At 60.0% G+C, this 13364-nt stretch carries 12 protein-coding genes; 7 read left to right on the top strand and 5 right to left on the bottom strand.

Annotated elements, in window-relative coordinates; genetic code table 11:
* Nucleotides 1-120: 120 nt before the first annotated feature.
* Nucleotides 121-1440: an MFS transporter gene (locus GYN08_RS09845; RefSeq protein WP_408015056.1), complete on the bottom strand. Its 1320-nt coding sequence runs from the start codon at nt 1438-1440 to the stop codon at nt 121-123.
* 246 nt (nt 1441-1686) lie between these two features.
* Here GYN08_RS09845 and GYN08_RS09840 point away from each other — a divergent pair, with 246 nt between their 5' ends.
* The 3 genes from GYN08_RS09840 (at nt 1687) to GYN08_RS09830 (ending at nt 4660) form a co-directional block, all read left to right on the top strand.
* The gene (locus tag GYN08_RS09840) at nt 1687-2568 is read left to right on the top strand and encodes a DUF1963 domain-containing protein (RefSeq protein ID WP_166274042.1); all 882 of its coding nucleotides are present in this window, start codon (nt 1687-1689) and stop codon (nt 2566-2568) included.
* Nucleotides 2569-2660: 92 nt separating this feature from the next.
* On the top strand, nt 2661-3632 hold the full coding sequence (locus GYN08_RS09835; protein WP_166274041.1) for a DUF4261 domain-containing protein: 972 nt from the start codon (nt 2661-2663) through the stop codon (nt 3630-3632).
* A gap of 185 nt (nt 3633-3817) precedes the next feature.
* Nucleotides 3818-4660: a DegV family protein gene (locus tag GYN08_RS09830; protein WP_166274040.1), complete on the top strand. Its 843-nt coding sequence runs from the start codon at nt 3818-3820 to the stop codon at nt 4658-4660.
* 169 nt (nt 4661-4829) lie between these two features.
* Here GYN08_RS09830 and GYN08_RS09825 read toward each other — a convergent pair whose 3' ends face one another.
* The 4 genes from GYN08_RS09825 to GYN08_RS09810 form a co-directional block, all read right to left on the bottom strand.
* A complete protein-coding gene (locus GYN08_RS09825) occupies nt 4830-6191 on the bottom strand; it encodes a dipeptidase (protein ID WP_166274039.1) in 1362 nt (453 codons plus the stop codon).
* Between the two features lie 126 nt (nt 6192-6317).
* On the bottom strand, nt 6318-6758 hold the full coding sequence (locus GYN08_RS09820) for a hypothetical protein (RefSeq protein WP_166274038.1): 441 nt from the start codon (nt 6756-6758) through the stop codon (nt 6318-6320).
* 226 nt (nt 6759-6984) lie between these two features.
* A complete protein-coding gene (locus GYN08_RS09815) occupies nt 6985-7176 on the bottom strand; it encodes a hypothetical protein (RefSeq protein ID WP_166274037.1) in 192 nt (63 codons plus the stop codon).
* 126 nt (nt 7177-7302) lie between these two features.
* Complete coding sequence (locus tag GYN08_RS09810) at nt 7303-9639, bottom strand: outer membrane protein assembly factor BamB family protein (protein WP_235946167.1); 2337 nt, start codon at nt 9637-9639, stop codon at nt 7303-7305.
* A 308-nt stretch (nt 9640-9947) separates the two neighbouring features.
* Between GYN08_RS09810 and GYN08_RS09805 the strand changes: the two genes are divergently transcribed.
* The 4 genes from GYN08_RS09805 to GYN08_RS09790 are packed head-to-tail and all read left to right on the top strand — an operon-like array spanning nt 9948 to nt 13254.
* A complete protein-coding gene (locus GYN08_RS09805) occupies nt 9948-10934 on the top strand; it encodes an alpha/beta fold hydrolase (RefSeq protein WP_166274035.1) in 987 nt (328 codons plus the stop codon).
* A complete protein-coding gene (locus tag GYN08_RS09800; RefSeq protein ID WP_166274034.1) occupies nt 10931-11899 on the top strand; it encodes an aldo/keto reductase in 969 nt (322 codons plus the stop codon). The genes GYN08_RS09805 and GYN08_RS09800 overlap by 4 nt, the downstream gene beginning before the upstream one ends.
* A gap of 37 nt (nt 11900-11936) precedes the next feature.
* Nucleotides 11937-12665 (top strand): DUF1361 domain-containing protein, encoded by a 729-nt coding sequence (locus tag GYN08_RS09795; protein WP_166274033.1) that lies wholly within the window; start codon nt 11937-11939, stop codon nt 12663-12665.
* Nucleotides 12658-13254, top strand: coding sequence for an HAD-IA family hydrolase (locus tag GYN08_RS09790; protein ID WP_166274032.1), 597 nt, complete (start codon nt 12658-12660; stop codon nt 13252-13254). The genes GYN08_RS09795 and GYN08_RS09790 overlap by 8 nt, the downstream gene beginning before the upstream one ends.
* Nucleotides 13255-13364: the final 110 nt, after the last annotated feature.

Here is a 13364-nt window from a genome sequence, read left to right as displayed (position 1 = left end):
CGGTAAAAGGCCGGCCGCTCTTCAGCGCGAAAAGCCGCGCCGGGACGGTATACGTCCGGCGCGGCTTTTTGTCGTGCGGTCCCTGCGGCGGAGGGCGGAATAGGGGACGCGTTCGGCGCCTTAGCGGACCGGAGACGACTTGAGGCGTCTGTCCGGGCGGGACTCGCGAAACTTGAAGTAGTACAGCAGCGAAGCGCTGACATAGAGCGCGCCGGTAATGCTGAACGTGATGGCGTAACCCCAATAATTGCCGTAAGTCGTGACGAGATGCGACTGGACCGGTCCCATGCTGGCCCAGCCGAGCATAAAGGCGGTCTGGGTCAGGGAGTTGGCGATGCCCCGCTTGTTGTCGGGAATACGGTCGACCATGATCGCCGATTGGATCGGATTGGCGGCGTTCATCAGCGCCTGGCGGAAGAGGAACGTGACCGAGGCGATCAGGGCGATGTTGGTAAAGCCTGTCGTCAGCAGGAAAGGCAGGGAAAGCATCTGGAAAATGACGACGGCGTTGACCGGACCTACCCGTTTGGACAGCGAAGGTCCGATCAGCATGGACACGATCGTCATCACCTGACCGAGCGAAATAAGCAGGCTCATCGTCGTCAGCGAGACGCCGAACCGATTCGTGAAGTACAAATTCAGATACGGGACGACCAGACCCGAACCGAGTCCGATCGGCAGCTGGGCGAGCACGAACCAGAAGATGAGGCGCGAGCTTCGGCCCGACGAGCCGGAGGCCTCCGCAGCCGTCCCCACGGCTTCCGGCGCGGCTTCCGGCCCGAGATCCCGGCCGGCTTCCGCGGGCGAAGTCTTCGGCGGCTCGGACTTTCGCCGATCTTCGCGGATGAACAGCATCGGCGCGAAGGCGGCGAGCGTGGCGATGCCGCCCGCAAACAGCGTGAAGCGCAGGCTGGCGACGCGCTCCAGGCCGGAGTGCTGCAGCGCGTCGGCGAGTACGCCGCCGCCCATGCTGCCGATGACCTGGGCGGCAAGCATCAGCGAGGAATAAGCGCTGAACAGAGCCAACCGCTGGGACTTTTTCACGTTTTCGGCCAGAAACGGAATCGCCAGCACCTGGAAGAAAGCGGCGAACACGCCGGAGCAGACGGCGAGCGCAAGCAGCAGCGGTTCCGCTTCGGCGAATGCGCGCAGAGCGAACACGATGCCGCTGAACAGGGCGCCTACGATCAGCAGCATTTTTCGGCTGAGGCGGTCGCCGAACAGACCGATGGGAATGAAGATGCAGGCCGTCGCGAGCGACTGGATGCTGACGACACGGCCGTTCATGGCATCGGTATAGCCGATTCCCTGGATATAGAGGTTGTACAGAACGGAAAACATGCCGCCGCCGATCTGGTAAAGCAGGTTTGCGGCGAAAAACAGTTTGACATTGCGCGGCCATTCGGCGATTCCGGCCATCAGGCGCCTGAGCGATTCCAATTGCGGACCTCCTTTTTTACAGCAAAGCTTTTTTATTTTACCAGTTTATCGGACAGTCGGAAAGGAAACGCTTTGATTCAAACAAGCTCTGCCGATTCAGGGCCCGGGCAAAGACTCGCCCCGGTTTCTCCGGCGTTGGGATTTTGGCTTCCGAATCGTTTATACTTAGAGACGGAAGCGCGGCGGAGAAGGCATCGCGGGCGAACGCCGGACCGCATCGTGCCGGACGGAAAGGAAGGGATCGAAATGAGTTTGAACGAAGGGAATTTCAACCGGTTGAAGCAGGCGATCGAGGAGCATGATTTCGCGCACGCGGAGGATTACTTGCTGAATACGGCGAAGCAGACGGTCATAGGATTCAAAGCGGGCCGGGATTCGTACGTGGAAATCGGAAATTCGCGGATCGGCGGAGAACCGGACCTGCCGGAAGGCTGGGAATGGCCGGCCGATTCGGACGGCATGCTTATGTCGTTTGTCCTGCAGCTCAACCTGGCGGGGACGAAAGACGCGGAGAACCGGCTGCCTCAGGACGGCGTGCTGTTCTTTTTCGTGGGCGATTACGGATTGGAGACCGAGCACCGCGTGCTGTACGCAAGCGCGGAGGAGATGAAGGGAGCGGCGCGCAGGCAGGCTCCGGGAGAACTGCCGTTCGAAGCGGATTTCGGGCCTTACCGTCCGTACCGCGTGGAGGCGAAGGGTTCGCTGGATCTGCCGGGTTATTCTTATGTGGACGAGGATGCGATCGAAGACGAGAATCACGGCTGGGAGGAATACGAAGAGCTGGGTTTCGCGCTGAAAGACGGCGAGCCGTCCGCGGCGGTCAAAATGTTCGGCTATGCGGAGGGACAGCACGGCGACGACGAATACATGGCCGCGCTGGAGCTGTTCGGCTGCGACTCGACTTATGACCCGAAGGAGGCGATCGAACGCTTGACGAAAGCTCTCGGCGGCGACCGGGAGCGGGCGGAGCGCGAAGTGGCGGACATCGTCATGCTGGCGGAGATCGATTCGGACGACGATATCGGCTTCATGTGGGGAGACGCGGGCGTGCTGCACTATTTCATGCGCAGGGAAGACCTGCTGAAAGGCAGCTTCGACCGCACCTACTGCTCATACTATTCCAGCTGAGCCGAAAAGGAAGATCGACCGTAAGGCCGTACATACATCATTCAAGCCGCAGGGCCGGAGCGAAAGTCCGCGGCAGTCGGGAGGCAAACGAAATGACACACGAAAACGAACGGTTCGAAGCGGAAGGACAGCGGGAAGAAGGATCCGGTTCGTCTGCCGAAGATATGCTGGAAGCCGAGCGGGACTTCGGTTTTGCCCGCGTTTACACCGTAGAGCTGAAATACAAGGAACGTCCCGATTTTTCGCGGGAACGGTTATACGAGAAAATGCAGCTGTACACGGGCACGGTCGACCGTCCGGAGGAACAAAAGCTGTCGGACAATCTGCTCGTATGGGAGCCGTCGGAGAAGACGGAGACGGACATGCTGCACTTTTTCCACCTGAATTATCCGGTCAAGTTCGCGGACGGCGAGATGCCGGCGCAGACTTCGCTGATGCCTACGCCGAACCGGCCGGCTTCCGAATACGAGACGGCGGTGCAGCAGGCTTGGCATTGGCCGGAAGCGGGAGCGGTTCTCGAGGAATGCCGATATTCGATACGCCTGATCGATATGATGGCATCCGGACTGGAACCGAAGGAGCGGCTGCGCCTCGTTACCGGCGCGCTTCGGGCCGTGCTGGAGACGGTGCCTTGCGACGCCGTTTATTTCCGGGAGAGCGACAAGCTGCTGGAACCGGGCGATTACTTGACGGCGATCGAAGCGGGCGGAATTCTGTACGGAGCGATGAACCTGCGCTTTTTCAATGTGGAGGGAACGGGCAGCGAACGGAGCGAGATGCTTATGGACACTGTCGGGCTGGCCGCGCTCGGCGTGCCGGACGTGCAGTGCCACTTCTTCGATCTGGAACCGAACGAAGTGGCGCAGCAGCTGACCAACCTCGGCTACTATCTGTTCGACTGCGGCGACGTGATCAAGGACGGAGAGACGTTTGGGCCGACGGAAGAAGTCCGCTGGCGCTGCGAGCATCAATACGCGCTGGCGGGACCGCACCGCATCGTGCTCGATGTCGATCCCGGTCAGCCTTATTATGCGGGACGCCAATCCGCGCCTACAGTCGATTGAACGGGATATGGATAAAAATGACTTCTTTAAATATGTAAAAGTTTGATAAGTAGAATTTTACACAATTGTTTCGGATTTGTGCGAGCGTGCTCGGGGTTGTATACTGGATGGGACAGCTAAGACGAACACCTTCCGATGCAGAAGCGGCGGCGGATGTCGGCTGATCGGATACAGGAGAGTGACGAATGCGCAAAATTAAAGTGGTTACGGATTCGACCGTCGATCTGAACGACGCGGTACTGGCGGAATACGGGATTGAAATGGTTCCGCTGTCTTTTACGATTGACGGACAAATGTATACGGATCGGGTGGACATTACGCCGGCTTCGTTTATTCAAAAGATGATCCACGCGGCAGAGCTTCCGAAAAGCTCGCAGCCGGCGGCCGGAACGTTCGTGGAGCTATACGACCGCCTGGGCGCCGAAGGCTATGACGTGATTTCCATTCACATGACCGGCAGCATGAGCGGAACGGTACGTTCCGCGGCCATGGCTGCGGACATGACGGAAACGAACGTCACCGTGATCGATTCTCAATATATTTCCAGAGGTCTGGCTTTCCAGGTTATCGAGGCTGCCGTCATGGCCGGAGAAGGACGCAGCATGGAAGAGATCGTCGCGCGTCTGGACGAAGTTCGCGCCGCCACCCAGCTGTTCGTGGTCGTGGACACGCTGGATAATCTGGTCAAAGGCGGACGGATCGGCAAAGGCAAAGCGCTGATCGGATCGCTGCTGCATATCAAGCCGATCGGCACCCTGCGCGACGGGGAATTCGGCATCATCACCAATGTGCGGAGTCATGCCCAGGTCGTGAAGCAGCTTGCCCGGCAGTTTGCCGACGACGTAAAAGGACGCACGATCAAGGGAGTGGGCCTGGCCCATGCGGAAGGCTTCAAGCTGGCGGAGAACCTCAAGGACAAAATTCACGAGCTGACCGGTTACTCGCAGATCGAAATCGATTACACGAGTCCGATCATCAGTACGCATACGGGACCGGGAGCGATCGGCTTCACGTATTACGCGGAATAGGTTTTTCGCTTAAGGCCGAACGCGCTCGCCGCTTCGGGAAGACGCTTCGTGCCCGAACGTTTTCTTGAACCGAATTTTCCGGAACGAAAAGAAAAGCCGCTCCTTTTCGGGAGCGGCTTTTTGTCGCGCCGGGAAACGGGGCGAACGGGTTTCTTGAGGCGAAACGGGATCAGACCGTCTTCAAATATTGAACGAGAGTCAGCAGTCCTTTGTCGAAGTTCTCCAGGTTGAAGTGTTCGTTCGGGGCATGCAGATTTTCGTCCGGCAGACCGAAGCCCATCAGGACGACCGGAGCGCTCAGCACGCGGGAGAACGCTTCGATGATCGGGATGGAGCCGCCGTCCTTGGTGAACAGGGCGCGAACGCCGTACACGGCTTCGTAAGCGTCCGCGGCTTTTTGCAGGAACGGATGAGCCGGGTCGATATTGAACGCAAAAGCTTTTTCTCCCGGAACGATCGTAAGCTTGGCGCCGATCGGCGCATGCGCGCGCAGATGGCGTTCGATCTTGTCCAGAATGTCCTGCGGGTCCTGGTCGGCCACGAGGCGGCAGGTGATCTTGGCATGGGCTTCCTTGGGGATGACCGTCTTGGTGCCCTCGCCCTGGAATCCGCCGTATACGCCGTTCAGTTCGAGCGTCGGACGAACGCCGGTGCGCTCGAGGAACGAGAAACCTTCTTCGCCGAACAGGGTGTCGAGACCGAGGTCGGTTCTCAGCTTTTCCTCGTCGTATTCCATCTTCTCGAGCTCGCCGCGCAGTTCGTCGGTCAGCGGCAGCACGTCGTCGTAGAAGCCGTCCACGAGCACGCGTCCGCTCTTCTCGTCGTGCAGCGAATTCAGCAGGCTTACGATGCCGTGCAGCGCGTTCGGGACGCCTCCGCCGAACGAGCCGGAGTGCAGGTCGGTATTGGCGGTATTCAGCGTTACCTCGAGCGAACACAATCCGCGCAGGCCCGTGCTGATCGCCGGCTTGCCGCGTTCGAGCAGCGACGTGTCGGAGATCAGCACGGCGTCGGCCGCGAGTTTGTCCGCGTTGTCGTGCAGGAACGGAACGAGGTTCGGACTGGATACTTCCTCTTCGCCTTCGATACAGAGCTTGACGTTGACCGGAAGTTTGCCTTCCTGCCGTAAAATCGCTTCGAGCGCTTTTACGTGCAGGAAGACCTGACCCTTGTCGTCGGTCGCTCCGCGGGCGTACAGCTTGCCGTCCCGCTCGTTCGGCTCGAACGGAGGCGTCTCCCACAGATTCAGCGGATCGACCGGCTGCACGTCGTAATGACCGTAAATCAGCAGCGTCGGCGCGCCTTCGGCGTGCAGGTGATCGGCCGTCAGAATCGGATGTCCTTCCGTTTCGTTCAGCGTCACGTTCTCGAGTCCGGCGCGTTCCAACGCTTCCTTCAGCCACTCGGCCGCGCGGCGTACATCGCCTTTATGCGCGGACAGCGCGGAAATGCTCGGGATGGACAGCCATTCCTTCAGTTCGCCGAGGTGCTTGTCGCGGTTCTGTTCGAAATAAGTCTGGTAGTTGTTCATCGGGTTAAAAAGAGGCCTCCTTGTACAATCGTCTCGGGGCTTATTGTACTACAAAAAAACGCATGCCGGAAAGGCATGCGTCGGATGCGGTCCGCTTCGCGGTTCGAGGACGGGCGCGGCGGACGGTTATTCGTGCAGCGAAAAGTTGATCGTGCCGACCATCGTGCCGCTGCGGGCGAAGGTCAGTTCGTAAATGCCCGGCTCCCAATTCTTGTTGTCCAGCTCCATAGCGACCTGCTGCGTGGACTCGTCTTCTTCGACTTCCTGCTGCTGAACGACTTTGCCGGTGCTCTCGGAAATGACGGCCATAATGGCGGTATGGTCTTTGGTAACGTCGCTGTCCGGATAGTCGGCGATCGCGTAGATCGTTTTGCTTCGGCTGAACGACGTGCCGTTGTCCGTCACGGCCGTGCCGTCGGCATTCAGCGATTGCCCCATTTGAAGGGTGAAAGGATTTGCCTCCGGGTTCGATCGAGCGTAAACGAGGTAAATCACCAACGCGACGATCGCGATGACCGCGACGATGCCGCCGGCGAGGCCGAGCGCTTTTTTACGGTTCGAGTTCATCTATTTGTTCCTCCTCGGTGTTCGGTTCCGTTACCCAGTATACGCCAAACTTGCTTCATGCCGCAAAAAAAGCGGCGCAAAAAACGGATTTTCCGTTTTGCCGCGCGCCGACCGCGCCTACCGGCTGCCCTTCGCGACGACAAAAAAGCCTATCCGGCGGACAGGCTTTCGATAAGGAAGCGCCGAGCGGCGCGCATAAAGCCGATCTTGCGGCCTGCAGACGGCATCAGCCGATTCTGCGGCAGCTTCTTCTGCGCAGCAGATAAACCTGGTTGCGGAGCGCAAGGTGAAACCGAATGCTGTTCATCAATTCCGGATTGTCCTCCCGTTCGACTTCTCGGATGCGCTGCTCTTTGACGGGATCGGGACTGAGTAGAAACTCGGTCATCCACAAAGAATAATTCGGTCTGCCTGTCATAACGGTCCCTCCTCGGAATTTAGGGTGAGGTGCGGTAGGTCATGTTTCTATTATACGCCTCATTCGAAAAAAAAGATGAGTCCCGGATTAAATTTATTCGCCGAATCGGCACCCGGGACTCTTTTTTTAATGGGCGAAAAAGTCCGGTTCCGCGTCCAGCGCCCGATTCAGCTCGGACCCGTCGACGGCCGTGAATTGTCCGTTCGCCGAACCCAGATACAACGTTTTTCCGTCGGCGTTCAGCAGTCCGTTCCGGACCCACAGATCGTTGATCTCGTTGTACGTCACGGTAAATCCGTCGATCCGGTGCAGAAGCTTGCCGCTCCGGGCATCGAAGACGAGCAGATCGGGGCCGTAAGGCAGGAGAACGTATTTGTCCATCTCGACGAAGCTGCCGGCCGGTACGCTGCCGTTCAGCCCGCCGAGCGCGAATTCCGAAGTCTCCGCCTGCCACAGAGGCTGGCCGTCTTCGAGCGAGAGCGCGGCCGGAATGCCGTTCAGCAGCACGTAGAGACGATCCTTGCCGGGCAGCGCATGCTCGGCGCGTCCGGGCAGGCTCCAGACTTCCTTGCCGGCTTTGGCGTCGTAAAAGACCGTCTGGAACATCGCGCCTTTCTCGTAAGCGGCCGCATCGGACGCGCGGCGGATCAGCAGATTTCCGTCGCCGAGCCGATCGACCTGCTCGTTCGCGCGGATCGGGTAACGTCCGGAGATTTCGCCGGTAGAGGTATTCATGCGGACCCAATCCCCGCCGAGCGTGAGCCAGCGCAATCCGTTGCGCGCGGCAAAAGGGTCCGCGCGTTCGGCGCCTGGCGCGTAAGAAGCGGAACGGGAGGACGCCGGCGCATCCCTGTCCGCTTTAAGGCTCCACGCCGCTTTTCCCGTACGCGGATCAAGCGCCTGAATCCAGCGTCCCTGCTGAATCAGAACGTACGGGTCGTCAGAACCTTTGTTCAACACCGTATACGGGTCGGCAAATTCTTTGGTCCAGCGCACCTCTCCCGAGCGTTGAGACAGGACGGTCAACTTGCCCTTTTCGCCTTCGCCCGGCTGCAGGCTGAGCATGACGGAGGTTCCGGCCGCGTTCAGGACAGGCGACGCGTATTCTTCCTTGCCGTCGACTTCCCGGCTCCAACGAACCGTTCCGTCGCTCAAACGGATGCTCCGCAGCTTCGGAACGCCGTCCTGTTCGGAAGCCGAACCGGTCAACAGAAGCACGGAACGCCCGTCTTGGCCGAACAGCGCATCCGCCGTTCCGGATCCGGTCTCTCTTTCCCACAGCCTTTGGCCGCTTGCGCGATCCAGTGCATAGATGCCGCTTTCCATATGTCCGCCGCTGATGAAGGAATCGTCGCTGCGTATCAGCAGCGCGTCTTCCGAAGCCGCCAGCAGGTATTGCGCGTCGAGATCGTCCTGCGCCTGCCAGGCCGGTTTCGGAGATACGGACGGGACGGGAGGAAGCGTGCGGAATTCGTATTTCAATACATAAGGAGGCTGGGAAGAATTGATGCCGGTCTGAGCGGCGTCGGCAGTAGGCTGAATCCAGTTCCAACCGGTCAGCCTGCCGCCGGGATCGAACGACAGCGTCATCTGCGCATCGCCGCGTTCATAGCGCCAGAGCACGCCGCGTTCGTTCGAGTCGCCTTCCCAGGTCCGTTCGAAATGGGAAAGCGGCGTGCGGGAGAAAGGCTCGCCCAGCAGCTTAAGCACTTCGTCCGCGGTCGCTCCCTCCGTCAGGAACGTTTCGGTCAGGCTGCGGACCATATCCGTCGGCACGGTCGAATCGGCCGAGAGGAGACCGGATACCGGGGCCTGCGTGCTGAGAACCTGATCGCTTTCGACCCAGAGCAGCGCGGGACGGACGACGGAGCCGCCTTCGTAGCCGGGTTCTGCCGGCAGGGAGATTCCGTACCAGTCGCCGTAACGGATTGCCGAGATGGCGCCCGAAGAGGCGTACTCCGCGGGCCAGGACAATTCGCTCTCCGGAAACAGATGCAGGCGCGCGCCGGGTTTCATTCGGAGAATCAACGGGTCCGATTCTTCGGCCTCGGCCGCCCGGCTTTCCGTATACCAGACCGGAACGTAAGCCCGCTCGTCGAAAGGAGTCCGCGTCTCGAGCAGTTCGCCCCGGCGGCCGATCACGGTAAGCGGCGCATGCGATTTTTCGTAATAGATCACGCCGAGCGAGGCGCGGTCGTCTGCTTCGGGCACGCTTTTGAAATAGGGAGCCGCCTGGAGCGCCGCGGCCGACTGTTCGGCGGTCGAAGCGGCAGCGGCCTGCTGCGGCTGCGCCGGAGCGGCCCCGTAAGCGGGCAGCGCCGAGGCGGGCAGAAGGATCAGGGGCAGGCACAGCGCGATCCCGAGACGTCCGGCACGAACGGTTCCCGGTTTCGGCTGCCGCGAATCCCGTTTATTTGGAATTGATGCGCTTTGCGGTTTTCGTATGGATGCAGGTTTCTTCATCACCGATCTTAACCTCCCGATGGGCATGGAAATTCGTCTGCTTGCGCAGCTTTGTCCGGGGCGTATTTCCGATTGCGGAAAAGGTGCTCCCTTTCTTAATTAGACCACTTCCTTTTCTTTAGACGCTGGAAGGAGCAAAAAAGTTCAGCTTAGGGACGAAAATCCGCTTAAGGACGATCGGGGAAATGCGGGGGCCGCCGTAAGCGGCAGCAGGGCGGGATTCGTCCTTGCCTTCCCGCCGTAGTATAATGAAAAAAACGAAAGGGCGGGAACGTGCTTGCGGTTTCCGCCGCCAAGGGGGAGAGGCGATGAATAAACAAAGCAAGAAGGGCTCGCTCCTTCCCGGCGGACAAAAGATCGACGGGCTGCATGTCGTGCTTGAGGGAAAGCCGGCCGGTTATCCGCCTGTCGTCTTCGAACATGGCTGCGGAGTGTCTTCCGAGGTCTGGTCGCTTGTCTATCCGGAGATTGCCAAACTGACGCAGACGCTCGTTTACGACCGGGCCGGATACGGATTCAGCGATCCGGGACCGCTGCCTCGGACGAGCGACCGCTGCGTGGAAGACCTGCGCCGGCTCGTCGAACGGCTGAGGATCGCCCGGCCGTTCATTCTGGTCGGACATTCGCTGGGCGGCTTCTATGCCCGGCTGTATACGGAGCGCTATCCCGAAGACGTGGCGGCGCTGGTGCTGATCGACGCTTCGCACGAAGACGAAATCCGGGGCATTTTTCCGCTCCCGTATCTAAAACGTCAGAAGCTGAGCGTAAGGCTGTACGGCCTGGCAAAGCGCGCGGCCCGGATCGGCCTGCTTCCCTGGTTGGCGGAGAAACGCTGGATTCCCGGCTTCGCCAGCTTCGCGGACAAACTGCCGGAGCGTTCGCGGAATGCCATGTGGGCCCGCGTCTTCGGCGCCGACAGCCTGGCGGCGGCGGAAAGCGAATACGACTGCTTCGTCGGCGAGACCGGCAGCGTGCCCCGCTCGCGCTTCGCTCGCCTCCCGCTTGCCGTCGTCAAAGCGGGCATTTACCGGCCGTCGAAATCGCCGAAAGTTACGGTAAAGCAGACGTTGGAGCGGACGCTGTACGATACGGCGCTCAAGATGAAGCAGCTGTCGGAAAAAAGCCGGCTGATCGAAGTCGAGGGCAGCGGCCATCATGTGCAGGTGGATAAGCCGGGCACGGTAATCGGCATCTTGAAGCGCCTGCTGGAGCTGACCCGGGCCGGGGCCCGAAACGGAGAACCGGGTCTCGTTCGACAAACGGAAGACCTATCCGAAGGAGGAAAACGATCATGAAGACGATGCCTTTGAACGCAAGAGGAATTCCGGCCAGCCGACTGGTGCTGGGCTGTATGCCGTTCGGCGGGGAATGGGATCATTCCCCGCTGTCGGAAGAGCGCTTCAAGCTGTCCGAAGCCGCCGTCGAAGCCGCTTTGTCGATCGGCATCAACATGTTCGATCATGCGGATATTTATACGCGGGGCAAATCGGAGGAAGCGTTCGGCCGCCTGCTGCGGGCGAGACCGGGACTTCGCGACGACATCGTCCTGCAGTCCAAGTGCGGCATCGGACTGGCGGACGAACAGCTCCCTTCGCGCTTCGACTTTTCGCGCGATCATATTCTCGAATCGGTCGAAGGCTCGCTGAAGCGGCTCGGCACCGATTATCTCGATATCCTGCTGCTTCATCGTCCGGATCCGCTGATGGAGCCCGACGAGATCGCGGAAGCGTTCAGCAGGCTGAAGGCTTCCGGCAAAGTGCGTTACTTCGGCGTTTCCAACATGAGCGTCGCGCAGATTCGGTTCATCGAACGAGGGTTGACGGAACGGTTGATCGTCAATCAGCTGGAAATGGGACTCGGACGGCTCGATTTTGTCGAAGAGACGGTACGCGTGAACCAAACGCGCGGCGCGGACATTCATTTTTCGGACGGGTTGATGGAGTACTGCCGGAGCGAGAACGTGCAGCTGCAAGCTTGGGGGCCGCTGGCCCAGGGCAAATTCACCGGGCGCGACGTCGCCGAAGAACCGGAGTATGTGCGGAAAACCGCGGAGCTGGTCGCGCGGATGGCGGACGAGCGGGGGACCACCCGCGAAGCGATCGTGCTCGGCTGGCTGATGAAGCATCCGGCGGTCATTCAGCCCGTGATCGGAACGATGAACCCGGAGCGGATCAAGGCCTGCGCGGATGCGCAGCGCCAGGCGGACGCGATGAGCCGCGTGGATTGGTACCGACTGTACATGACGGCGCGCGGAGATTGAGCCTATTCCTCCGCGGCCGAAACGGAGGACGAAAACAATGCATACACTCAAATCGCTGCAGTATCCATGGAAATTGTACATTTGGTTGACGCTTCTGCTGCTGACGCTTCTCGATCTGGCAGTACTGCTCGATATCCGGGGCGCTTCGGGCGGCAGAACTTACCGGTTCATGCTGTGGAATTATTTTCTCGCCTGGCTTCCGGCCGCGGCTTCCACGGCGCTGGACTGGGCGTTTTTGCAAAGGCGCGGTCCTCTCCGCCTGACGCTGCTGGCGGGGGCGGGATTGGTATGGCTGTTCTTTTATCCGAACGCGGCTTATCTGCTGACCGATCTGCTGCACGTGTTCCGGAATTACGGCTTCGACCCGCAGCAGAGATTCTGGACGGATATCGGCTTCTGGCATCATCTGCTGCCCATGCTGCTGGCGGCGCTGCTCGGGCTGCTGATCGCCTGCGCGTCGCTGTATTCGGTTCATCGGCTGGTCTCGCGCTCGCTGGGCCGCCTTGCGGGAGCCTCGTTCGCGGTCGTCGTGCTGCTGCTGTCCAGCTTCGGGATTTACATGGGCCGGTTTATCCGCTGGAACAGTTGGGACGTCGTGTCGAATCCTTTGATGCTGCTGCAGGATATGCGGTCGCTGCTGAGCGATCCGGCCTGGGTCCGGCATCTGATTTTGTTCGCCGGCGGACTGTTCGTGCTGCAGGCGGCTCTGTATCTCGTTCTTTATCTGTTTACCAAAATGAATGCGGGAGAAGGAAAACATGAGTAACGATCAATCGAGGCTGCAGCTCGTATTCGACGTCGGCGGCGTGCTGGCGGCCAATCTGGACGGGTTCTGGAGCGGGATGGCGGAAACGGCGAAAATGGAGCGAAGCGACCTGAGAGCCCGCTATAAACGGGAGATCGGGCCGGGATTGTGGCGGGGCACGGTTACGGAAGAACAGTTCTGGAACTGGCTGTCGGGCGTCTGCCCGGCGGTGACGACCGCCGAAGCGAAACGGCTTCTGACGCGCGTCCTCGTTCCGCTGCCTGCTCTCGGCAAGTTGGAACGCTGGAGCGCGGACGCGGATATCCATATTCTCAGCAATCATGTAACCGCTTGGATCATGCCGCTGTTCGAGGGCTTGGAAGCGCGGATCAGCAGCGTCACCGTGTCGAGCGAAGCCGGTTACCACAAGCCCGAGCCGCAGCTGTACGAAGCGGCCGCGCTCGGTCTGAACGGGTCCGATGTCTGTTTCGTCGACGATAAGATCGCCAACCTCGAAGCGGCCCGGAAGCTGGGTTGGGACACGCTGTTGGCGGATGCCGAAGGAGTCTGGACGGAGAAGATCGACCGGATGCTGGGAACCCATGCCTGATCGGCCGCGAAAACGGGGATTTTCGTTTGTCAAAACTTTTTGCCCTTTTCGGCTGTCCGATAGAAGACGGATCTATTCCGCTTCGACGGCGGAGAATACGGAAAGGGGAG

The sequence above is a fragment of the Saccharibacillus alkalitolerans genome (assembly GCF_011090185.1).
Classification (GTDB): domain Bacteria; phylum Bacillota; class Bacilli; order Paenibacillales; family Paenibacillaceae; genus Saccharibacillus; species Saccharibacillus alkalitolerans.
Note: the sequence above shows the minus strand (reverse complement) of the source record. Positions and strands in the feature narration are given on the sequence as shown.

What these genes read in the sequence shown, in the direction of transcription:
- GYN08_RS09815 (WP_166274037.1), bottom strand. Translation starts at nt 7,176, where the DNA reads ATGACAGGCAGACCGAATTATTCTTTGTGGATGACCGAGTTTCTACTC.
- GYN08_RS09795 (WP_166274033.1), top strand. Translation starts at nt 11,937, where the DNA reads ATGCATACACTCAAATCGCTGCAGTATCCATGGAAATTGTACATTTGG.
- GYN08_RS09835 (WP_166274041.1), top strand. Translation starts at nt 2,661, where the DNA reads ATGACACACGAAAACGAACGGTTCGAAGCGGAAGGACAGCGGGAAGAA.
- GYN08_RS09810 (WP_235946167.1), bottom strand. Translation starts at nt 9,639, where the DNA reads ATGAAGAAACCTGCATCCATACGAAAACCGCAAAGCGCATCAATTCCA.
- GYN08_RS09820 (WP_166274038.1), bottom strand. Translation starts at nt 6,758, where the DNA reads ATGAACTCGAACCGTAAAAAAGCGCTCGGCCTCGCCGGCGGCATCGTC.
- GYN08_RS09790 (WP_166274032.1), top strand. Translation starts at nt 12,658, where the DNA reads ATGAGTAACGATCAATCGAGGCTGCAGCTCGTATTCGACGTCGGCGGC.
- GYN08_RS09840 (WP_166274042.1), top strand. Translation starts at nt 1,687, where the DNA reads ATGAGTTTGAACGAAGGGAATTTCAACCGGTTGAAGCAGGCGATCGAG.
- GYN08_RS09800 (WP_166274034.1), top strand. Translation starts at nt 10,931, where the DNA reads ATGAAGACGATGCCTTTGAACGCAAGAGGAATTCCGGCCAGCCGACTG.
- GYN08_RS09830 (WP_166274040.1), top strand. Translation starts at nt 3,818, where the DNA reads ATGCGCAAAATTAAAGTGGTTACGGATTCGACCGTCGATCTGAACGAC.
- GYN08_RS09825 (WP_166274039.1), bottom strand. Translation starts at nt 6,191, where the DNA reads ATGAACAACTACCAGACTTATTTCGAACAGAACCGCGACAAGCACCTC.
- GYN08_RS09805 (WP_166274035.1), top strand. Translation starts at nt 9,948, where the DNA reads ATGAATAAACAAAGCAAGAAGGGCTCGCTCCTTCCCGGCGGACAAAAG.